General features: G+C 32.5%; 22 protein-coding genes. 14 read left to right on the forward strand and 8 right to left on the reverse strand.

The genetic code is table 11. The features are described 5' to 3' along the window. Positions 1-246 (forward strand): GNAT family N-acetyltransferase (locus ACHAJD_RS07680; RefSeq protein ID WP_435585279.1); only part of this gene is annotated, 246 nt, incomplete at its 5' end. 117 nt (positions 247-363) lie between these two features. Beyond that, a complete protein-coding gene (locus ACHAJD_RS07685; RefSeq protein ID WP_435585280.1) occupies positions 364-1002 on the forward strand; it encodes a hypothetical protein in 639 nt (212 codons plus the stop codon). Between the two features lie 97 nt (positions 1003-1099). On the opposite strand, the gene ACHAJD_RS07690 is transcribed toward ACHAJD_RS07685, so the two are convergent. Continuing rightward, the gene (locus ACHAJD_RS07690; protein WP_435585281.1) at positions 1100-1306 is read right to left on the reverse strand and encodes a YwbE family protein; all 207 of its coding nucleotides are present in this window, start codon (positions 1304-1306) and stop codon (positions 1100-1102) included. Positions 1307-1548: 242 nt separating this feature from the next. Here ACHAJD_RS07690 and ACHAJD_RS07695 point away from each other — a divergent pair, with 242 nt between their 5' ends. After that, a complete protein-coding gene (locus ACHAJD_RS07695; RefSeq protein WP_435585282.1) occupies positions 1549-2694 on the forward strand; it encodes a baeRF3 domain-containing protein in 1146 nt (381 codons plus the stop codon). 65 nt (positions 2695-2759) lie between these two features. On the opposite strand, the gene ACHAJD_RS07700 is transcribed toward ACHAJD_RS07695, so the two are convergent. Beyond that, entirely contained in the window at positions 2760-3266 is a 507-nt protein-coding gene (locus ACHAJD_RS07700; protein ID WP_435585300.1) for a type 1 glutamine amidotransferase domain-containing protein, read from the reverse strand. A gap of 213 nt (positions 3267-3479) precedes the next feature. Here ACHAJD_RS07700 and ACHAJD_RS07705 point away from each other — a divergent pair, with 213 nt between their 5' ends. Then, complete coding sequence (locus tag ACHAJD_RS07705) at positions 3480-4466, forward strand: SDR family oxidoreductase (RefSeq protein ID WP_435585283.1); 987 nt, start codon at positions 3480-3482, stop codon at positions 4464-4466. A 42-nt stretch (positions 4467-4508) separates the two neighbouring features. Here the strand turns inward: ACHAJD_RS07705 and ACHAJD_RS07710 are convergent, their stop codons facing one another. Next, positions 4509-5720: an NAD(P)-dependent malic enzyme gene (locus tag ACHAJD_RS07710; protein ID WP_435585284.1), complete on the reverse strand. Its 1212-nt coding sequence runs from the start codon at positions 5718-5720 to the stop codon at positions 4509-4511. 134 nt (positions 5721-5854) lie between these two features. Then, positions 5855-7636 (reverse strand): DAK2 domain-containing protein, encoded by a 1782-nt coding sequence (locus tag ACHAJD_RS07715; protein ID WP_435585285.1) that lies wholly within the window; start codon positions 7634-7636, stop codon positions 5855-5857. A gap of 267 nt (positions 7637-7903) precedes the next feature. Between ACHAJD_RS07715 and ACHAJD_RS07720 the strand changes: the two genes are divergently transcribed. Beyond that, positions 7904-8533 carry a hypothetical protein gene (locus ACHAJD_RS07720; RefSeq protein WP_435585286.1) on the forward strand — a complete coding sequence of 210 codons (630 nt, stop codon included), beginning with the start codon at positions 7904-7906 and terminating at the stop codon, positions 8531-8533. Between the two features lie 60 nt (positions 8534-8593). Here the strand turns inward: ACHAJD_RS07720 and ACHAJD_RS07725 are convergent, their stop codons facing one another. The 3 genes from ACHAJD_RS07725 to ACHAJD_RS07735 all read right to left on the reverse strand — a co-directional run bounded on the left by ACHAJD_RS07725 (position 8594) and on the right by ACHAJD_RS07735 (position 11333). Further along, positions 8594-9409: a hypothetical protein gene (locus ACHAJD_RS07725; protein ID WP_435585287.1), complete on the reverse strand. Its 816-nt coding sequence runs from the start codon at positions 9407-9409 to the stop codon at positions 8594-8596. Between the two features lie 129 nt (positions 9410-9538). Next, on the reverse strand, positions 9539-10150 hold the full coding sequence (locus tag ACHAJD_RS07730) for a hypothetical protein (protein ID WP_435585288.1): 612 nt from the start codon (positions 10148-10150) through the stop codon (positions 9539-9541). A gap of 73 nt (positions 10151-10223) precedes the next feature. Beyond that, complete coding sequence (locus ACHAJD_RS07735) at positions 10224-11333, reverse strand: leucine-rich repeat protein (RefSeq protein ID WP_435585289.1); 1110 nt, start codon at positions 11331-11333, stop codon at positions 10224-10226. A 153-nt stretch (positions 11334-11486) separates the two neighbouring features. Between ACHAJD_RS07735 and ACHAJD_RS07740 the strand changes: the two genes are divergently transcribed. Next, a complete protein-coding gene (locus ACHAJD_RS07740; RefSeq protein WP_435585290.1) occupies positions 11487-11945 on the forward strand; it encodes an ASCH domain-containing protein in 459 nt (152 codons plus the stop codon). A gap of 266 nt (positions 11946-12211) precedes the next feature. Then, positions 12212-14971, forward strand: coding sequence for a glycosyl hydrolase (locus ACHAJD_RS07745; protein ID WP_435585291.1), 2760 nt, complete (start codon positions 12212-12214; stop codon positions 14969-14971). Between the two features lie 58 nt (positions 14972-15029). On the opposite strand, the gene ACHAJD_RS07750 is transcribed toward ACHAJD_RS07745, so the two are convergent. Beyond that, complete coding sequence (locus ACHAJD_RS07750; protein ID WP_435585292.1) at positions 15030-15569, reverse strand: hypothetical protein; 540 nt, start codon at positions 15567-15569, stop codon at positions 15030-15032. A gap of 176 nt (positions 15570-15745) precedes the next feature. Here ACHAJD_RS07750 and ACHAJD_RS07755 point away from each other — a divergent pair, with 176 nt between their 5' ends. The 7 genes from ACHAJD_RS07755 to ACHAJD_RS07785 all read left to right on the forward strand — a co-directional run bounded on the left by ACHAJD_RS07755 (position 15746) and on the right by ACHAJD_RS07785 (position 21800). After that, on the forward strand, positions 15746-16525 hold the full coding sequence (locus tag ACHAJD_RS07755) for an alpha/beta hydrolase (protein ID WP_435585293.1): 780 nt from the start codon (positions 15746-15748) through the stop codon (positions 16523-16525). A gap of 74 nt (positions 16526-16599) precedes the next feature. After that, positions 16600-17544 (forward strand): ABC transporter ATP-binding protein, encoded by a 945-nt coding sequence (locus ACHAJD_RS07760; protein ID WP_435585294.1) that lies wholly within the window; start codon positions 16600-16602, stop codon positions 17542-17544. After that, positions 17545-18264, forward strand: a complete 720-nt coding sequence (locus ACHAJD_RS07765) for an ABC transporter permease (RefSeq protein WP_435585295.1) — start codon at positions 17545-17547, stop codon at positions 18262-18264. Next, positions 18261-18950, forward strand: a complete 690-nt coding sequence (locus ACHAJD_RS07770) for an ABC transporter permease (RefSeq protein ID WP_435585296.1) — start codon at positions 18261-18263, stop codon at positions 18948-18950. Before ACHAJD_RS07765 ends, ACHAJD_RS07770 begins: the two co-directional genes overlap by 4 nt. After that, a complete protein-coding gene (locus tag ACHAJD_RS07775; RefSeq protein ID WP_435585297.1) occupies positions 18950-20032 on the forward strand; it encodes a sensor histidine kinase in 1083 nt (360 codons plus the stop codon). The genes ACHAJD_RS07770 and ACHAJD_RS07775 overlap by 1 nt, the downstream gene beginning before the upstream one ends. 1 nt (position 20033) lies before the next feature. After that, the gene (locus ACHAJD_RS07780; protein ID WP_435585298.1) at positions 20034-20654 is read left to right on the forward strand and encodes a response regulator; all 621 of its coding nucleotides are present in this window, start codon (positions 20034-20036) and stop codon (positions 20652-20654) included. A gap of 153 nt (positions 20655-20807) precedes the next feature. Further along, entirely contained in the window at positions 20808-21800 is a 993-nt protein-coding gene (locus ACHAJD_RS07785) for a fatty acid desaturase (protein WP_435585299.1), read from the forward strand. The last annotated feature ends 12 nt before the right edge of the window (positions 21801-21812 follow it).

A 21812-nucleotide genomic window follows, 5' to 3' on the forward strand; every position in this document is an offset into this window, starting at 1 on the left:
CTTTATATAGACCCAGAAATGCAAAATAAAGGGTACGGGAAACAACTGCTCATCTATATTTTAGAAACATTACTTGAAGCTGGGATTGAAACGGTTTGCTTTGATTCGATTATCGAATCCTCTATTCAGTTGTGGCGCCGTTTATTTGGTGAACCTAGGTATATGATTCCAGCAAAAAGAAGTGACTTTATTTATATGATTTGGGTCGTTGATGTAAAAGAATCAATCAACCGTTTAAAAAAGTAACTTATTGTTCACAATATATAACACTTTAAGGGACACCATTTTATTGTCAGTTCCGATTAATACACTTATTGTTAAAAAGATGTTAGAATTAAATGTATGAAAATAAGGAGTGAGTATATGAAAAAGTTATTATTTTTTATTCTTGCACTACTAGCCTTTCTTGTTATCGGGGTACAAGTTATAACAAGTGCCATAAATGAAACGATTACTAAAGAAGATTTACCACAAGCCGTTTATCAAGATAATACACCATTTGATCAAGCACACAGTGCACTACAAGATTTTTTTGATGTAAATAGTGAAGAAGATAATTATTCAAAAATTGAAACATTCATGAACTATATGATTTATGATTCAATTAAAGAAAACCTTAATGAAGACTACAATCCATTAGGAGAATGTGAAACTGATGTGTGTAGATTTATTATCGTTACAGATCATGCCACCATAGATTATGCTTTTGCGACATTAAACGATGATGATCAAATCGTTTTAACAATAAGTGTTAAACGACTAAGTTATCCAACGGTTGAAACAGCTGTTCATTTAGTATTTGATGTAACTATTAATGAGTTAGATGCCAGCTTTACACTTACTTTGAACCATGCGAAAATTGCGGATAAAGTAATTTCAATGACGATATTAGATACCATTATGTCTTATGTGGATAAGCAAGCAATTGAAGATAGTATCACCTATGGAGAATTAGATTTAGATGAATATACACTTACTGTTTCATTACTCGATATTAATTAAAGAAAGTAACAGCGATTAATATATTCATGTCAGTTAAGTAAATTTATAAGAAAAAAAGAACTTACCATTTTAGGTAAGTTCTTTTTTGAGTGAATCATTAAATAGTCTTTGTATTCAAAATTTCTTTGACTCTTCCTACAACACCACTAGTTAAAAGCACTTTTATTCCATGAGGGTGTTTTTGAGAACTTGTAAGTATTTTACTAACGATACCCTCAGTTAAATGACCGCTACGTTGATCTTGCTTTTGAACAACAGCAACATGCATACCAATTAATATATCTTTTCTTTCAGGGTTATTCATAAGAACCCTCCTAACTCTATACTTTATCCGATTTAATATAACATTATTCATTATAACACATAAACGAAATAGTCATAAAATACACTAAGATATTCAGCATGTTTCTTGGAATTACGTTATATTTACATAAAAATACTTTATTTTAAAGACATACCTGTACATGTATCTGACTTTGCAAACTTTTGCATTATGTTATAATTAATTTATAGTAACTTGTGCACAAAAAATAGGAGGTTTTTATTTTGTACGAGATTATTCAAGATTTTAATCATGATATTTTCGCAGAAAAAGAAGGACCATTTGTGTCGATCTATCAAAACACACACAAGTCAGCAACAGATGTTCAGCAAGACATGATTGCATTTAAAAATCATCTGAGAACCGTTGAGGAATCACTACGAAAAAAATATGATGAAAAACTGATTAATACATTATTAGAACCACTGCGCAAGCTTAAAGATAACAAAACATTTTGGCATAGCAACAAGAGTGCTGTGGCCATATTTGCAATGGTTAACGATTATGTAATTTTCCGTTTAAACAAAGAAGTTAATGAAAAAGTCATTGTGGCAGATTCGTTCCACACCAAACCCCTTATAAGACACTTTCAAACACGTGGAACATTTGATGTTTTAGCACTTGATCGTGAAATGTTTGCTTTATACACTTGTACACAAGATGTGTGTCATAAAGTTGATTTTGAGCAAGATACACCAATTTCTAAAGAAGACGTTTTAGGAACATTAGATGATGAGAGTTATTTATCACACGCATCATATAACGGAGCTACAAGCCATGCAATGTATCATGGACATGATGATAGTAAAGATGTTATTGAGAAGGATACTGAACGTTATTTTAGATATATAGATCGTTTTATTAACAACACTTATTCTAAGCCAACCAAACGTCCGTTAGTGCTATGGACACTACCCGAACATCACGGCATTTTTCATAAGTTATCTAAGAACAAATATTTACTTAAAGATGGGGTAAAACTTTCAGATAAAGATTTAAATGAAACCAAAGTCCTTGAGAAAGCTTGGGAAATCATTGAACCTATTTATAAAAACGAAATTAAGTCAATTGTTGAAAGGTACCAACAAGCACATGCTAAAGGATTAGCATCTGATAACATCCACGAAATTGGAAAACAAGCTATTCAAGCAAATATTGAAACGGCGATTATTGCTTCTGATAAAACTATTCCTGGTAAACTTAATAATGCAGATGGTACAGTCATACAAGGGTCGCTAAAAGATCCGTTATATGATGATGTACTAGATGATTTAGCAGAACATATTTTTAATCAAGGTGGTTCGGTGTTTGTTTTAGATGAAGATGATATGCCCACAGAAAAAGGGATTGCAGCTATATTTAGATATTAAAGTTAATGTATAAGAAAAGTCACTTTAGCTCTATTATGAGTTAAAGTGACTTTTGAAATATTATACTATTTCATTACATCTATGAGTGCTTTGACAAATACTGGTAAATCCTTTGGTGTTCTTGAGGTAATGAGGTTTTTATCGATAACAACCGCTTCATCAATATACGTTGCACCAGCATTAACAATGTCATCTTTAATTGAATAAAACCCAGTTATCTTTCTGTTTTTTAAGTCACAACTAGATATCAATAACCATGGGCCATGACAAATAGATGCTATGGGTTTATTAAGGTTGTTCATTTCTTTCACAAAATCAACAGTTTCTTTACAACGTCTCATATGATCGGGCGAATACCCACCAGGTATTACAACAGCATCGTAATCATTTGCAGAAATATCTCTTGAGGCTAAGCTACTTACAGCAACGAGTCCGTGCTTGCTTTTATAAGGCACATCTTTTTCGGCACCAATTAAATCTACGTCAAAACCTTCTTCTTGTAAACGGTAGTAAGGATAATAAAGTTCTTTTTCATCGTAAAAATCAGCTACTAATATCGCTATTTTTTTAATGAATATCGCTCCTTTTCAAATTAGATATTTATAGTGTTATTATAATGTATAAATTTAACAAAGTAAAACTTCATACATTTTTGTCTTTAACTGTATTAATAGTTCATTATATGGTTTAATAAGTTTAACAAACTAAAATCTAAATGAGATTATTTATTACTAAATATATTTATGAAATAAAATTAAAATTAGTACTATCAAAAGGAGATGTCTATGAAAGTATTAGTAATTGGTGGAACAGGTATTATCAGTACATTCGTCGTTAAAAAGTGTGTAAACTTAGGGATGGATGTTACCGTTATGAACCGCGGGACAAGTAATGAAGACTTACCTGAGGAAGTAAACTTTATCATTGGTGATATTAACAATGAAGAAGAAGCAAGTAAATTACTAAAAGATAAGCAATACGACTCGGTGATTCAATTTGTAGCTTTTGTGGAAGAGCAAGTTAGAAGAGATATAAGATTATTTAAAGGAAAAACTGATCAATATATCTTTATAAGTAGTGCAAGTGCTTATCATAAGCCGGTAGAAGATTATCCAATAACCGAAAATACACCACTTCATAATCCTTATTGGGAGTATAGTCATAATAAAATTGTTTGTGAGAATTACTTAAATAGTGTGAAAGATATGAACATTACGATTGTAAGACCATCGCATACTTATAATAATAAAATGCTGATGGCACCTATGACAAGATGGCAATATGATTATGCGCATATGAAAAGATTGATAGAAGGTAAACCTGTCATTATGCCTGGAGATGGAACTAATCTTTGGACCATTACACACGGTAGTGATTTTGCGAATAGTTTTGTCTATTTAATAGGTAATGAAAAAGCGTACAATGATGTGTTTCATATTACAGGAGAAAAACTCTATACTTGGGAACAACTAACCAATATAATCGCCTCATCATTAGAGGTAGAACCAAATATTGTCCATATCCCAAGTGATTTTATTATTAAACATATGCCTGAAATGGAAGGCCCATTACTAGGGGATAAAAGTTGGAGTGCAATTTTTGATAACACGAAAATTAAATCAATTAGTAAAGAGTATACTTCACTTGTTGGTTATGAAGATGTTGTAGATGACGTGGTTAGATATTTTAAAGAAAATAAAGATCAACAAACTATTAGTGATGAGTATGAAGAATTGTATGATAGATTGATTAAAATTTATCAAGCAATCTAATCATTATTGGGTATAATAAAATCTGACAAAATTGTCAGATTTTTATTTTTGAGATGACTCTTCCATTGCGTCTTGAACGTTTTTAAGCTTTGAAGCACCAGTTCTAATGGCACTTTCTTTAACTGCAGTGGCCACTTTATGATGAACACTTTTATCTAACGGGTTAGGAATTATGTAATTCTCAGACAATTGTGCCTCACTTACAGAGTTTGCTATAGCTTGTGCTGCCGCAATCATCATCTCTCGGTTTATTTCACTAGCTTTAGCATCGAAGGTCCCTCTGAAAACACCAGGAAAAGCTAGTAAATTATTAATTTGATTTGGAAAATTTGATAATCCTGTCCCAACAACATGAGCACCTGATGTTTTAGCTAGTTCATAGCCAATTTCAGGGGTTGGATTAGCTAGAGGTAAAACGATTGCCTTTGCATTCATTTTTTTTATATCTTCAGAGGTTAAACAATTTGGACCTGATACACCAATAAATAAATCTGCGCCTTCAACAGCTAAAGATAAAGTGCCACGAAGACATTTAGTATTTGTTTTTAAAGCCATTTTCATGTGAGTTTCTGACAAGGTATTATCATCTTTTGATAGAATACCAAATTTGTCACAAAGAATTAAATCTTTAATACCATAATCAAGCAAGAATTCCGCAATCGCAGTCCCCGCAGCACCGACGCCGTTTATTACTGCTTTAATTTCCCCAATATTTTTCCCCACAACCTTAAGAGCATTTATAACTGCAGCCATTACAACGATGGCGGTTCCATGTTGATCATCATGGAAAATAGGAATATCACACATTGCTTGCAAGCGACGTTCTATTTCAAAGCATCTTGGCGCAGCAATATCTTCAAGATTAATCCCACCAAAACTTCCGGATAATGCATAAATTATATTAACGATTTCGTCTGTATCTTGTGTCTTTAGACAAAGTGGAATGGCATCAACATCACCTAATAATTTAAACAAAACAGCCTTGCCTTCCATAACAGGCATACTTGCTTCTGGTCCAATATTACCAAGTCCTAAAACTGCTGAACCATCCGTTATAACAGCGACTGTATTATGTCTTCTAGTATACACATAACTTAATGTAGGATCTTTTTGAATCTCAAGACAAGGTTCAGATACGCCTGGTGAATAGACAATGGATAAATCCTGTGTTGATTCAATGGTTACTCTTGAGTTCATTTCAATTTTCCCACCTAATGCTTTGTGCAACTTTAATGACTCTGCTTTATAGTCCATAAATAACCCTCTTTTCATTTATTAAACCGTGATGTTTCTTACTAATAATTATTATTTCTAGTATCAAGATTATATGAGTAATTTAACACAGTTTAATCTATGTTTCAATCAGGTAAATGGTTTTAATAATTTAATTATTTTGAAATATAAGCAATCGCAACAGTTCCAATCCCAGCACTCATTGCAACAACCGTTGAGATATCCATTGTATAATCAGGCTTTTTCCCGATTAAATCAGTAAATAATTTTTCATAGGCTTCTACGCGTTTTGGGGCATTTGCGTGGACAATAGCATAGCGTTCGATACCTTTTTCTTCAACGATTTGCCTCACATGTTTGGTTATTTTACGTGTGCTACCTTTTATACTGAAGGCTTTATCGAAAATTATGCCTTCACCCTCTTTATCAATAGAAATAACAGGTTTTAGGTTGGTGATTTTTCCAACGATACCAACCGTTTTTTTAACACGACCAGAGCGAACCATATATTTTAATGTTTGAACAGATACAAGGATTTTTGTTTTTTCTATTAAGCTTTCAATTTCTTTTGTAATAACATCTAAAGGTTGGTTGTCTTTAATCATTTCTTGTGCACGCATAACGAGTAATCCTTGAGCGCCTGAATTTTGCTTACTATTGATTACGGTAATCTTCACATCAGTATCTTTGAACTTCTCAGCAGCTTTTTCAAATACACTATAAGTACCACTCATTTTTGCAGAAACGTTTATTGTTAGTATTTCATTATAATAAGTACTTAGATATGAATATAAATTCTCAACTGCACGTTGATTTGGTTGTGCACTAGTCGGATACTTTTCAAGCTTATCCATGAAAGCGTAAAAACGATCTGAGGTGATTGTAAGTTTATCATAGTAATTACTATCTTCTATCATTAAGTTGATTGGGACAACATGAATTTGTTCATTATCAACAAATTTTTGTGGTAAATCAGCAATAGAGTCAGTGACAAGCGCAATAGAATACTTACGATTATGGGCAGTTTCATATTGTTTTTTCATGTCGTCAACTTTTTGTTCTTGAATAAAGCCAAATTTGCTTAAGTCATAAAATACATGTTGTGGACTGTTTGTATGAATGTGAACACGCGTTTTTCTAGCATTACCAGCAACAACCAAAGAATCACCGTATTTACTCATAGCTTTTCTTATGACTTCACGGTCTAAATTATTACCACTGATTAAAGCTTCGGTGCAGTAGCGATGGGTCTCATCATGATCCTCAACATGAGCCATATGAGAGATTGCGATATCCGCATCAGATTTTTCTTGTGCGGTATATTTACCTGTTTTAATGTAATTAATAAACCCTTCAATAAAATGATAAAAACCTTTGGCACCAGCATCAACTACGTTTGCATCCGCTAATACTTTTAATGTTTTCGTCGTTTTTGATAAGGCTAGTTTTAAATGTTCTTGTGCTTCTGTAAGTAAGGCAATAAAGTCTTTTGTTTTTAGTTTTATGACTGCAATAATTTCAGCGAACTCACGCATTAATGTAATCATTGTCCCTTCAACAGGGTTGTTAATCGCATTGTAAGCATAAGGGACTGCAGCGGTTAATGATTTAGAAAAAAACTCAATATCAATCGTTTCGTTTTCTTCTAAGGCTTCTAGTAAACCATTAATATACTGAGCAAAAATAATACCTGAATTACCTCTTGCACCAATTAAAGCAGCATCTGAAATAGACATGAGTGTGTCATTATAATTATCTGTAAGGGATGATTTATCGAGTATTGTCTGCATCATTGAGGCTAAATTAGAACCAGTGTCTCCATCAGGTACTGGAAACACATTAATGGCATTTAAATTGTTTTTTTGTGCAATAACTTCGTTTGCACCAGATAAAAATGAGTAATAGAGTTTTTCGTTATTCAAGACTAAAATAGACATATAGTTTACCCCTTTATTAGTAATTTATTATTTATTTTATCACGATTACTAATAGAATTTAAACTACTTGCAATCACAATTTTAAAAAAAACTGTTTTTTCTTATAAAAATATCAGGTGGTTATGAAGGTTATTCTAAATAATATTATCCATGAAAGATCGTTTTAATTAGGATAAAGTTAGAAAGATATTCATGTTTGTCTTTTATACCGAGCTTGAGATTCATGATATAGTATAATTAGGTTATGGATTAAAAGGAGTGAAAACAATGACTTATGAATTTTTTGTAGAGATTTTCGGTATATTTGCATCATTTATCATACTAATATCATTATTAATGAGTTCAGTAAAAAAACTACGTATTATAAATCTATTTGGTTCAATGTTCATGTTTACTTATGGGTTTATGATATCAGCTTTACCCGTTATGATTATGAATGTCGGTATTTTAACCATCAACTTATTTTATTTAAGACAAATGTTTACCACCAAAGATTATTTTAAAGTTATTAGCGTTGATAAAGATGATGAGTATCTTAAAAATTTCATTCTTTTTTATGATGCCTACATTAAAGAAGCGATGGGCCGTGTTCCAATTGAAGATAATGATTATCGCTATTTTATTTTACGTAATATGAATCCTGCGGGGTTATTTATGGCACGAAAAAAAGATGAAAAGACATTAGAAATTACACTTGACTTTGTAACGCCTCGTTATCGTGATTTTAAAACAGGTATGTATGTTTTTAATCAAATGGCAGAATCATTTAGAAACTCAGGCTACGAAAGATTTGTAACTAGAACAAGTAATTTAAAACACATGAAGTATTTAAAACGTATGCATTTTGATGTGTTAGAAGAAGGAGAAAACTTAACTGTTTTCACGAAAAAAGTATAATAAAACAGCTCTTTTTATAACTAAAGAGCTGTTTTTTTAATGGTTTAGTTTTTAAAATGATTATTCGATAACGCGTACTGTAATTGGTGGTGTTGTGTAATGTGTAACTCCATCTAACATCCACTTAAAGACAACTTGTGTTGTCCCAATATTAAGCCCGTGTATAACAACGTGATTGCCATGATTTTCAATCGATATAATGTTCTCATTAGCGCCAGTAGCTAGTGAAACTTGAAGACCGTTTATTACACCATTATCATCAAAAATAACTTCTTCTTGATGTTCATTCATGATAAAAGCACTCAAATCTAGTGACCCACCAATTGTGATACGAGGAAGTGAGCCATGCCAGTGCGCTCCGTGAACATAGGCTGTGGTTTCACTATTGTTATTTAAATCTAGTATTTCAAATGCAAGTACGGATATTTCTTGTTCAAGTCCGCTATTATATACCATCAAGTAAATTGGTGGTGTCGTATAGACGATCTCGCCTTCATGAATCCAGTGGAACTCAAGTTCTGTAATGCCTTGATTTATTGCACGTAACACGACGTGATCTCCATTATTTTCTATACTAATAACATCATCTCTTGAACCTTCTAAAACGGATACACTAATTCCGTTAATAGCGCCTTCTTCATCCAATGTTCGATTTGATAAATTTTTAGAAACTATGTTCGCAGTTAAGGTTAATCGCTCTTGTGTTCTAAGCGTTGGAAATTCTCCTTGCCAATCGTCCTTATGAATGTATGCTAAAATCTCGTTATCATGATCCATATCAATGAGTTCAAACGTATGGATATCTCTAAATAGAAAACAAGCACTTAATGTAAAAGTTAGTATAGTTAATATTAATAGTAATAGTATTTTTCTCATTGTAAAACCCTCCCAAAATAAGTCATATAAATTATAGCACAAGACAATCTAAATGCAAACGATTCGCGTTTAGATATTTGGAATATACTGTAAATTACAAAACACCTCAAAAATGAGGTGCTTTGGGTATTAAAAAGTGTAGTCAATCGGATGGGTTTTAACAAATAAATCCAACTTCTCTTTTACAAAAGAAGAATCCACGGCAATATCTAAATACGTGTGATTTCGATTACGAATATGAATGCATTTGATATAGCTAACTCTCTTTTTGTAGGTCTGCTCATAAGCAAGTTTATATAAATTAAGTTGTAGCTTAAGTTGTTCTTCATGAATATGAGCCATTCTTCTAATGCCTACTAAACCAAGGCCGTCGATAAAAGGAGATTGAACAATCATATCAAACCGCCCTGCGGCAATAATGGCACCATGGTGTTTAAGGAGTACAAGGGGACTACTTTCAATCATGACAAACTGATGATGTCTTTTAATTGCAATATACCCTTGCATTTCAACATGAAAAGTTTTAATATCATGGGTTTCATAGTCTAATATCATGTCTTTTAAAGCATTCCCTTTAAGCGCTGCTTTTTTTAAAATTTCAGGATCAACCCTTTTATAGGGATTTCCATATAACTCGCGGACAATTTGTGAAATGCTTAAAATAGGTTTATCGTCAATAAAATAAGCATGGTTAACGGAATCAAACCTGATGCATCTATCATCAATATAATAGTGTTCCATAATATCACTCCTCGTGAAGTCAAACCCTATTAAACAATAATAGGAACTAAAATTCAATAATATTCTAAAATAATTAGTCTTGTCTTGGTACATCCCAAACAACGTGATAGTTTGATTGGTTCCATTGTATGTGCCATCCTTCGGGTTTGCTTTGTGCGCCTACATAAATAGCTGTAAACAACTGTGAAGGAACTCTTGTTCTAAAGGCATAAGCGCCAATTGTTTCAACACTTATTGGGATATAAAGTGCTGTAATTAATGTATCATTAAATGCATATGTGCCAATATAATTTAATTGACTTGGCAAATAAATTGCTGTAAGTGCTGTTGAATTAAAGGCATTTTGTTCAATTCTTTCTAAAAGACTATTAGGTGAAATTTCTACAATACTTAAAATACTACATGCCGCAAAGGCTTCTGATTCGATAATCATTAATGAATCTGGTAATGAAATACTTTCAAGACTATAGTTTGCAACGAAAGCACGCGCGCCTATTTTTTGCAATTTACTATCATCGCCAAACGTCAGGGAGCTTAAATAAGGATTATACACAAAAGCTTCTTCATCAATTATTTCAACACTGCTTGGTATATGAATGCTTTCTAGATGAGTACTAAAAAAAGCCTGTTTATGGATTATTTTTAATACACTACCTTCTTCGATTTCTACCGTTTTTAAATTAGTATTAAGATAAAAAGCTCTAGTTTCTATGCTTTCAATACTATTAGGAATAAAAACACTTTCTATAAAAGACTTATGTTGAAAACCTTGATAAGCAATAGCTGTAACTAAAGCGCCTTGATGTCTTTTAGGAATTCTAATATGGGTTGCGGTTGCTGTACCACTAGAGACGGTGTAGGTTGAACCGGTTTTTACATAATTCAGTCCTTCTGTGCCCCAATCTGGATACAAAGTTAAGTTCATTTTTGGCATAAAGTTATAATCAAAGGGTGTATTTTTTTCGCGGTCTAAATACCATCCAGAAAAGACATAGCCTTCTTTTGATGGGTCTTCAATACTTGGTATTTCATCGTTATATTTAAGGGTGATTATGGTAATGTTTTCTAAGTCTTCTTCATCATAAAAGATATGTAACTCATAGGGTTTAAAGTTCGTATAACCGATATAACTTGCACTGAATAGTAATCCTAAAAATAATATGAAAAGAATCGTCTTTTTCATTTAGTGCTCCCTTCAAAATTGAACTATGTTCATTTATCAGCCCTATTATATCATGGGGGTTAATTAGAAGTTAATACAATTAATGAAGGGGATTGATAAAGTCCTTCATTAATAATATAATTAAGAGAATTTAATTAAAGAAGGAGTTTTATCATGGACACTATTCAAGCATTCTGGCAACGATTTTTAAAGGCTTTAAATAAACCAGAAAATACGACATATATCTCATGTTTTCATTTTGAGTTAACTGAACACCTTGCAAACGAATTATTAGCCCTTGTATTAAAAGGACAAAAAAAAGCTACAGCTAGTAGTTTGCTAGCTTATGAAATAGAAAAAGAACCACTGCCTAAAATCGGTGAATTAAGTATTGTTACCGATTTTAATGGAACACCTAGATGTGTCATTGAAACCCAGGCAGTTACGATTATTCCATTTAATGAAATGACCTATGACATATGTAAACGTGAAGGAGAAGATGATACTTTGGAGTCATGGCAAGCAGGACACAGAAAGTTTTTCAGTGCTGAAGGAAAAATTGTTGGTTATGAGTTTAGGGAAGATCTCCCTGTAGTATTTGAAGATTTTAAAGTTATTTATCAAGAAGATTAAACGATAAATAGATAGGCTTATTAATATAAAACACACTAAAAATAATTAAAACGATACGACTTGTTGATTTAAATAAGGTATCGTTTTTTTATAGAGGCTAGTTGTCACAATCGATTAACATATACAGCTGACAAGTTAAGTTTTCAATTTAATAGGGAATATATCAACCAAATTTTAGATAAAACATTTTATTAGGTCATTAAAAATAGGTGTGATATAATAGTTACGAAAACGTTTTCGTTTATGCATTTAATTTGGAGGATTTTATGTTAAAAAAAATGGTATTAATTGCTTTAACATTAATAGTTATAGTGATATTAAGTGCTTGCAGAAAGCAACCAACTACTGACAATAACGATCCAGTCATTGTAGACTTAGGTATAGGAGAAGTAATTGGATTAGAAGATGGAGATTTCACTTTGAATGAATACTTCAATCCTTTACGTGATGTTTTAATTAAAAATCAATCTGGTGAAAATATCACCCATTATTTAAAAGTGAATGGATTTGTTCATTACGGTAAAGTAGGGACCTATAATCTTCATTACAGTATGACATATGGTGAAGACACAATTGATATTACTAGAGCAATTCATATTAAAGAAGGCACAATTGTCAAAGAAACTAATACTAGAAATATATTTAGTCCTTCAACGGTTACTGTAGGAGAAGGTTCTTATAAAACAGGCGGTGATGCATCGATAGATCATCCTGTTAATCCTTTGTTTATTGAACCTTATTTATTAGATAAAGCGGTCCCATCTAATGGATGGTGGACGTCTTTACTTGTTCAAAATTATGGTGGTGGTAATGGCATTTACACCAATCCGTTTCGTTCATCATTTAGTAGTGCTGGGGTTGAAGTTACTAATAACGGTGTAGGGTTTGTACAGTATTGGAATCCTGATGGCTATAACACGATGGCAAATTTTGCACTGGCTTTACCAGATTTTCATATGAAATCATCGGATCTTTCTACTGAATATAGAACCCAAGTGGTAGATTATAGTGATACAATAGTTAGTGTTGCGATGCGAAATAATCAAAGTTTAGCTGATCAAATGGTTGTGACTTATACTCAAGGTTCTCCCTATATATTTGTAGAACTTGCAAATGAAAAATCACCGTTTATTAGACTGGCATCGAATGGGGTTTCTAGTTACGAATTTTATACAGTAGATGGCATTCGTATAAACGGAACATCTTATGTAGGTGATGGAATCATTATTAAACTTGTACAAAAACATATTGGCTACCAAACATCAAGACCAGCCCAAGTTGGTCAACCTAATTACGGAGATCGTTATTTCTTAGTTAGTACCCCAAATGGAACATCATTTACATTTAGTAATGATAATCATCCCTTTGGTTTAAATAATAAAATTAGTATGGAATTAAATGAAGGCAATTATTATTCTGTAGCCTCACTTCAATCAATCAGTGAAGCTGTTTATTACCACACTCACGCATTTAATAAACCCTTAAAAGGGGATGTTTCTTATGTTGTGGATTATCAAAAAAGTGAAGTCATAACAACGTATCAAACGGCATACCAATCATTAAATAACAATGATGAATCTTCAATGCTTCAGTTTTTAATGCCACATCACTACCAACAAATCGTAGACAATAATTTAACAGATTATTCAATGCGTACGATAAGAGGAACGATGAAACTGTTAGAAGGGAATCAGTTCCAAACTGCTTTATCGTTTCATGGCGTCTTACCAGCTATGACCAAGCCTAACTCAAGTGCTTTTGATGAGACCTTAATGACTGAATACCTTCAAGACTTAGCATCAAGAACCGAAATTAATGACACTTCAAATTTTCTAAATGATGAAGGCCCATACTGGAACTCAAAAGCCATGTATCCATTAAGCCAAGGCATTATTATTGCCGATCAAATAGGAAATGATGCACTTAAAAGTGAGTTAATTGGAAGGTTGCGCTATATATTAACCGATTGGTTTAATGTATCAAACGCTTCAGATGAACGCTATTTATTTTACAATGAAGCCTGGGGTAGTGTCTATTACTCGAATAATGATTTTAATACAGCAAGTGAGTTAAGTGATCATAGTTTTACACATGGGTATTTAATCCATGCCTCAAGTGTCCTTGCGATGTATGATCCTAGTTTTCTAAGTGATTATAAGGATATGGTAGATCTGTTACTTAGAGGGTACATGCAACCTGTAAAAGATGATTATGATTTTGCTTATTTAAGAAGTTTTGATCCTTGGGCAGGTCACACATGGGCACATGGATTTGCGACATTTGCCGAAGGTAACAATATTGAATCTTCAAGTGAAGCGATTAATTCATGGGTTGGTGGGTATTTATGGGCCTTAGCTACTGAAGATAAAGACTTAAAAGAAGCTGCAATTTACGGTTTTGTGCATGAACTTAATCATGCGAAAACCTATATGTTTGATTATTCAGAAACCATATTTCCAGATGAATATAGCGATTACGCACAAGTGGCTGGTATTTTATGGGGTGGAAAGTATGATTACGCAACTTGGTTTGGTGCAAACCCTACATTTATCTATGGAATTCAGTGGTTACCAAATGGGGAGTATTTATCTAGTTATGCATTAAATGAAGACGAAATGTCTCGTTTATCAAAAATATATAGCACGTATTTAAGTGCGAAAAACCAACAGATTGATACTTGGTATGCAAATATGTGGAGTATTCAAGCGATTATTAATCCTAGCATTGCTTTACAACAATTTAATGCATCACTCATTTTAAATGATGATTATCCAAGTGATTTGTCCCAAACATATTATCTATTACACGGACTTAACGCTTATGGTCAACGCAATACAGAATATATTATGGAAATACATTCGGTAGTTGCCTCATCAATCTACCAAAATCAACAAGGTCAAATTCACGCTATGATTTGGAATCCTAGTTCAAGTGCTCAAACGGTGCGTTTCACAACACCTTCTGGTGATGTGATTAGTGTAAGTGTCGCCGCAAGAAGTTTTACACCTGTTTTATTGAACAACTAAGCAATAAAAAGTAAAAATGACGAATGCATGCATTCGTCATTTTTTTATATAACCTAGATTAATTTGAAATAATTAATCCATCATCTTGGTGATAAATATGAAGACGGAGTTGATGTTGAATAATCGTATACTTTACATTATCAACCGTAATAACGATAAAAAACGCTAAATCATAATCAATTGGAACTTCAATACTTAATAAAGAACGGGTTAGTTCAATCCGTACATGATTGTACATTGTTTCTTCACTAAGTAACGGTTCATCAGAAGTGCTATTAAGTAAATCGATCATATCGTTAACCGAATACATTAATGGCCAAGATATCATTTTAGCTTCATGAGCAACTTGTGCTGGAATAATCAATAGTTTTGGTTGATTATCTTTATAGCCATAAGCAAAAAAACCACCATTTCTCATAGGTTCATATTCAAAAAAGTAATCATAATCACAATTAGCACTCACTACAAAATGAATGGTGTCAAAATCAGGATGATTGTTTGAAATTTCACGTGCATCATCGGGTGTTCTGCGTTCATCTTTTAGTCCACAACTACTTAAAATAAAAAACAATAAACCTATCCATAATAATTTTCTCATAAAAATCCCCTTAAAGATTCTTATTTGTATTAATTATAAATAAGCTTTTGATTCAAGCGCACAATAGGAATAGTGGCTTTTAAAAATAGTAAACATCTCAAATGTATAAAATAATGGTAATATAAATTATAGAATTATTTATGATTAGTAATAGAAATCATAGATTGGAGCATTATATGAATGTAAGAAAATATGGAAATCCTCCTTACAACACAATTTTAGTTCACGGCGGACCTGGCGCAGCAGGGAGCCTTAAACCAGTCTGTGAAGAACTTTCTAAAGATTATGGGATCATTGAGGCTTTACAAACGAAAAATACTATTAAGACACAACTAGAGGAACTAAAAACCATTTTAAAAGAAAATGCTTCATTACCTGCTATTTTAGTTGGTCATTCATGGGGCGCGATGCTAATATTTATGTTTGCGGCAAATCATCCTGATTTGGTAAGTAAAATAATCATGGTCTCTAGTGGGATGTTAGAAGTTAGTTATGCACAAGAAATTCAAATAAATAGACAAAGCAAAATAACCCCAGCACAAACTAAAGAATTAGAACACTTGCAAAAATTACTACAAGATTCTAATCATCAAAATAAAAACACACTATTTCCGAGAATGGGTCAAATCATTGAACAAGTAGATACCTACAAACCCATTCACTTAAACTATGAGAGTGAATTGTTTAACTATGAGATTTTTCAATCAATTTGGAGTGAAGCAAGTTTATTTAGAAATAGTGGCGCTATGCTTGAACTAGGTAAGGCAATTAAATGCGATGTTGTAATCATTCATGGAGATTATGATTCTCACCCAGCACATGGCATAAAAAGTTCAATTGAAAAACTTAACCTAAATCATCGTTACTATTTATTAGCTAAATGTGGACATACACCATGGAATGAACATTATGCAAAAGAAGCATTTTTTGATATATTAAAATCAGAATTATCATAAATTTAATGAATTAATGACAAATGTCACTACCACATGTTGTAACGATTTGATATCCTTTAGTCGAGGTGATTACAATGATTGTACATATGAAAGATGTTATTAAGCGTTATCAAGGGGAGCGATTAGCTCTCGATTATTTAAATTTGGAAGTTAAAAAAGGAGAAGTTGTAGGGTTATTGGGACCAAATGGTGCAGGTAAGACTACAGCAATTAATGCGATTGTCGGCTTGTTAGATATTGATGAAGGTGATGTCATTGTTTTTGGAGAAAAACAAAATGGTAAAAAATTATCATTAAGAAGCCGCATTGGCCTTGTAACTCAAGAAGTGACTGTATACGAAGATTTAAGTGCTTATGAAAACTTAAGATTTTTTGGTAGACTTTATGGATTAAAAGGGGATAAATTAAAGCAACGTATTGCAGAAGTTGCTAAGTTGATTGGCTTAACTGAAAGATTACACGAGATCCCTAAACGTTATTCAGGTGGAATGAAACGTCGATTAAATATAGGCTGTGCGCTTTTACATGAACCTGAGCTAATCATTATGGATGAACCAACTGTGGGTATTGATCCGCAAAGTAGAAACTATATTTTAGAATTTGTAAAAGAACTAGCTAAAAAAACAGATACATCAATTATTTATACATCACATTACATCGAAGAAGTCCAAGCTATTTCTGATCGCGTCTATATTATAGATCAAGGCCATATCATTGCTAAAGGGACCGTTAAAGAGTTAATAGAGAAAATTAAAGGTGACCAAGTCATTGTGATTGAAGTTAAAAACGCTAAAGATGAGACGGTGCAAGCTTTAAAATCAATCAACGATGTTAAAGAAGTTAGTCTAGATAATAATAATTATCAAATCATCGCTGAAGCAGGTGCAAGTATTCTAGATAAAGTACTTAATCTATTAGCAAGCCAAGTAATTATGAATGTTTCAAACCAACAAGCCAATCTTGAAGATGTGTTTCTTATGTTAACAGGAAAATCACTTCGCGATGGTGAGGTGAACTAAATGTTAAGATTTTATGGGTTACGTATTTTAAAAGATTACTTAGGGCATTTGATTTTAATAGGCTTGCCACTGGTATTAATTTCTATCATGGTTTCGGTAAACCGTGGCATTGAAGGCGCACCAAGTGTTGAAGAATCTGCTTTATATATCGGGATTGTCTATATTATTATGTTTCAGGGATTTGGATCAGCTTATACATTTGAAGGGATTGAACATGATTTTTACAAACCGTTTAAAAATAGATTGCGTGCAACACCCGTTAATCCGATGAAGTTCGTTATGGCAAATATTTTCTTTAGTGTAGTGATTAGTTTCTTACAATCTATAGTGTTATTAGCTTATGTTGTTATTGTGTTTAATGCGGTGATTCCAAATTGGGCTTTTGTAATAGTAGTTTTATTAATGGGTGTACTATTTGCGCAACTCTTGGCTGCACTTTGTATATTTGCATTTAAAAAAGCTTCGAAAGCACAAGCATTTATAACTTTATATATTATTGGAGCAATGGTAGTTGCAGGGTTTTTCTTTCCATTACCAGAAAGTAATATAACGATATTTTTATCTAAATATTCTACACCGTTAGCCTGGACACATTATGCAGCATATGGATTTATCAATACAGAATACACTCAAGCTTTGGTTGGTGTTGGACTACTAGGATTAGCGATTTTAATTGTCGCAGGGGTTGTATATCGTTTAAGTAAAAGAGTGGTATTATGAGTGTTGTATTTGAGTTAGCTTTAAAGCGCATATTAAAACAACACTTAACCCTAGCTTTAATTATCCTTTTTCCAATAATTCTCTCGTTTTTACCTCAACCTGCAGGCATGGGTACACCAATTATAGGTTATGGTATTTTTGGTTTAGTAATTCTCTTTTCAACTTTTTTACTTACCAAACAAATTATTGAAGACCGTCAATATAAAACAATTATAAGAATAGCAGCATCGCCTACAACCCATAAAGATTATTTATTAGGGCATTTGGGGGCTTATATGTTAGTTATGCTCTTACAAATAACATTGTTTTGGGTGATTTCAGTTTTTAGATGGGAAGCACCACTAAGTTTCTATCTTTGGGGATACTTACTACTGTTACTATTTACAATTATGTCAGTTAGTTTTTCATTATTTTGGCATTCACTTTTTAAAACTTATGCTACTTCTATCGCAGTATATAGCATTGTTGCAAACTTAATGGCAGTGATTGGTGGGATGAGTTTTCCACTGTCATTGTTACCAGATAATCTAAGAACAATTGCTGTTGTATTACCTACTTACTGGTACGCATACGGACTCGAAAGTGCTACTGATAATGTTAGTAATGTAGTAATCCTATGCTTGTTGATTTTAATGGGGTTTGCTATAATATTTTTAACAATAGGTTCTAAGAGGAGATTAAATTAATGCGTTTGTCATTAAGTCCAAAGCAGTTGTTATATGTAAGTTTAAGCATCCTTTATGGATTAATACTTTTAGTAATTAAACCGCAGGAACCTGCGGTTTTTTTCCTTTGGATAGTATCTGTTACAGTTATTGTTGTGCGCATACGATTTAATTTTAGAACGCACTTCATTGCAATAGATTTCTTGATTTATCTTGGGTTGATTTGGGTATATGATATTGGGATATACTTGATTTTACCAAGTGTGTTACTGTTAATTTATGAAGGTAAGATGGGGGTTATATTTTGGTATTTATTATTATGGTTAGGGTTTGCTTTTTTAAATTTGGAAAGTCTATTAATAGGATTTATAACCTTTATGAGTGGTACAATTCTTTATGTATGGGAAACAGATAGAAATAAAACTGTTAAAACTGTTGATAACTTAAGGGAAAAAGTTTACACCTTAGAACAAGAAAAAGAGCAACTGATCCTATCACAAGATGAAATTTCTAGAGTAAGTATTTTATCTGAACGTGATCGCATTGCTCATAAATTACATGATGATTTAGGGCATGAACTAACGGGGGCACTCTTAGCATTAAGAGCCTATGAATCTAATAACGAGTCAGCACTAGATAACGCATCATTTTCCTCACTTAAAAAGCGACTTGAAAAGTCGGTTAAAAGTCTTAAGAATACGGTACACCAAACCAAGCCAGAAGAAATATACGGCATTGAGCGTTTCAATAATTTAATTGAACAGTTTAACTATGTGAAAGTTGACTATAGTAAAAAAGGTTTTATTGATATTTTGAATGCAACCCATTGGCATGCATTGCTATCTGTTTTAAAAGAAGCACTAACTAATGTACAAAAACATGCAATCCCTACCTTTTTAAGCATTGAACTTCTGGTAGATGAAAACATAGTTCGTTTATCCATTACTAATGATGGAATTAATGAGGTAAAAACAACCAGTGGGTTTGGACTAAGTTATATGAGACGTAGAGTTGAAGGGTTAGGCGGTACTTTAATCATAAGGAAGACATATCATTTTACGTTGATTTGTGTTTTACCAATAAGGCTAGAGGAGGGCATCTAATATGAAAATATTATTAGTAGATGATGATCAACTCATCACTGAGAGTCTAGAAATTATCTTATCTAAAGATGAATCATTTGAGATTGTTGGGAAATGTTCTAATGGTCAAGAAGCACTCGAGTTTACAAGTAAACAAGATGTTGATTTAATTTTAATGGATATTCGCATGCCTGTTATGGATGGTATTGAAGCTTGTGCAAACATAAAAAAAATGAATCCATCTATTAAAATTATAATGTTAACCACATTTAGAGATTTTAGACATATACACCAAGCGCTTCATGCTGGAGCAAGTGGGTACTTATTAAAAAGCGATGATGTTGATAAACAAATTCATACGATTAAAAATGTATTTGAAGGTCAGGCAATCATAAGTGAAGAAGCTTTAATAGAGTTCACCTCTGCTAAAATGTCCTCCCTTTTATCTGAAAGAGAAAATAGTTGTATGGAACTAGTAGCCCATGGGTATTCAAATAAAGAAATAGCGAAAAGAGTATACATAAGTGAAGGTACAGTTAGAAATGTTATTAGCATTATTTTAGAAAAACTATCCTTAAGAGACCGCACGCAAATAGCCATTTATTATTGGCAAACGATTGATAATCAATCGAGCAAGAATTAGTTCATCTATAGTGACAGTATAAAAGTGACCACCTATAAAGATTGTACTTTTTTAAATGTTTTAATAAAAGGATTAAACACTGAAAGTACTATGCTTGACAAAGTAATTTAAAAAGGTACAATAGACCTATAAAAATATAGGAGGTATCACCCCATGGCAAATGAACTAAACCATAAGATTAAACCATATGCCACACCATCAACTGCTCGCGCAATTTTTCAAATGATTAATACATTGATTCCCTTTGGCTTACTCGTAGTAGCGATGTATTATATGATCATTTTTAATGTACCATATATATTTGTCGTGCTATTTAGTATTGTCCCAGCACTGTTTTTAGTCAGAGTTTTTATCATGTTTCATGATTGTACCCATAAATCGTTCCTTAAATCAACCAAAGCAATGATTGTTTTAGGTCATATTTTTGGAATTTTAACATTTACACCATTTTTCAAATGGCAAAGAGATCACATTATCCATCACCGCTCTGTAGGTAATTTAGAAAAAAGAGGGATTGGTGATGTATGGATGATGACGACTGACGAGTATGAAAAAGTGTCATTACTAAGAAAAATCAAGTACCGTTTATATCGTAATCCATTCCTATTATTCTTTGTAGGACCTGTGATTATGTTTGTGATTGGTCAACGATTTCCAACAACTAACACTAAAAAAGTATGGCTAAGTACGATTATCACAAACTTAGGAATACTTGCAATTATTTTAGCGGTTTCTTATACCGTTGGATTTCAATATTATCTACTAATCCAACTGCCAATTATTTACTTTGCTTCAGTATTTGGTGTTTGGTTATTTTACATCCAACATCAATATGAAGATGTCTACTGGGAACATACAATGCGCTGGAAATCTCAAGATGCAGCATTAGAAGGAAGTTCAGTTTATAAATTACCAGTCGTATTAGAATGGTTCACAGGTGCGATTGGCTATCACAATGTCCATCATTTAAACCCAAGAGTACCTAATTACTATCTAAAACGTGCGTTTAAAGAAGTACCTGACTTACAAGAAGGATTCATCGTAACATTCTTAAGAAGCTTCAAACTCGCTGTATTATGTTTCTATGATGAGAAAAAGAAAGTTATGATTAGTTATAGACAGTACAGAAAATTAAGTAAAACCTAATCATTGTTATTG

The sequence above is a fragment of the Liberiplasma polymorphum genome (assembly GCF_043951795.1).
Lineage (GTDB): Bacteria > Bacillota_I > Bacilli_A > Izemoplasmatales > Izemoplasmataceae > Liberiplasma > Liberiplasma polymorphum.

Coding starts and splice junctions, on each gene's coding strand:
- ACHAJD_RS07685 (WP_435585280.1), top strand. CDS start 364: ATGAAAAAGTTATTATTTTTTATTCTTGCACTACTAGCCTTTCTTGTT.
- ACHAJD_RS07690 (WP_435585281.1), bottom strand. CDS start 1,306: ATGAATAACCCTGAAAGAAAAGATATATTAATTGGTATGCATGTTGCT.
- ACHAJD_RS07705 (WP_435585283.1), top strand. CDS start 3,480: ATGAAAGTATTAGTAATTGGTGGAACAGGTATTATCAGTACATTCGTC.
- ACHAJD_RS07710 (WP_435585284.1), bottom strand. CDS start 5,720: ATGGACTATAAAGCAGAGTCATTAAAGTTGCACAAAGCATTAGGTGGG.
- ACHAJD_RS07715 (WP_435585285.1), bottom strand. CDS start 7,636: ATGTCTATTTTAGTCTTGAATAACGAAAAACTCTATTACTCATTTTTA.
- ACHAJD_RS07720 (WP_435585286.1), top strand. CDS start 7,904: ATGACTTATGAATTTTTTGTAGAGATTTTCGGTATATTTGCATCATTT.
- ACHAJD_RS07725 (WP_435585287.1), bottom strand. CDS start 9,409: ATGAGAAAAATACTATTACTATTAATATTAACTATACTAACTTTTACA.
- ACHAJD_RS07730 (WP_435585288.1), bottom strand. CDS start 10,150: ATGGAACACTATTATATTGATGATAGATGCATCAGGTTTGATTCCGTT.
- ACHAJD_RS07735 (WP_435585289.1), bottom strand. CDS start 11,333: ATGAAAAAGACGATTCTTTTCATATTATTTTTAGGATTACTATTCAGT.
- ACHAJD_RS07740 (WP_435585290.1), top strand. CDS start 11,487: ATGGACACTATTCAAGCATTCTGGCAACGATTTTTAAAGGCTTTAAAT.
- ACHAJD_RS07745 (WP_435585291.1), top strand. CDS start 12,212: ATGTTAAAAAAAATGGTATTAATTGCTTTAACATTAATAGTTATAGTG.
- ACHAJD_RS07750 (WP_435585292.1), bottom strand. CDS start 15,569: ATGAGAAAATTATTATGGATAGGTTTATTGTTTTTTATTTTAAGTAGT.
- ACHAJD_RS07755 (WP_435585293.1), top strand. CDS start 15,746: ATGAATGTAAGAAAATATGGAAATCCTCCTTACAACACAATTTTAGTT.
- ACHAJD_RS07760 (WP_435585294.1), top strand. CDS start 16,600: ATGATTGTACATATGAAAGATGTTATTAAGCGTTATCAAGGGGAGCGA.
- ACHAJD_RS07765 (WP_435585295.1), top strand. CDS start 17,545: ATGTTAAGATTTTATGGGTTACGTATTTTAAAAGATTACTTAGGGCAT.
- ACHAJD_RS07770 (WP_435585296.1), top strand. CDS start 18,261: ATGAGTGTTGTATTTGAGTTAGCTTTAAAGCGCATATTAAAACAACAC.
- ACHAJD_RS07775 (WP_435585297.1), top strand. CDS start 18,950: ATGCGTTTGTCATTAAGTCCAAAGCAGTTGTTATATGTAAGTTTAAGC.
- ACHAJD_RS07780 (WP_435585298.1), top strand. CDS start 20,034: ATGAAAATATTATTAGTAGATGATGATCAACTCATCACTGAGAGTCTA.
- ACHAJD_RS07785 (WP_435585299.1), top strand. CDS start 20,808: ATGGCAAATGAACTAAACCATAAGATTAAACCATATGCCACACCATCA.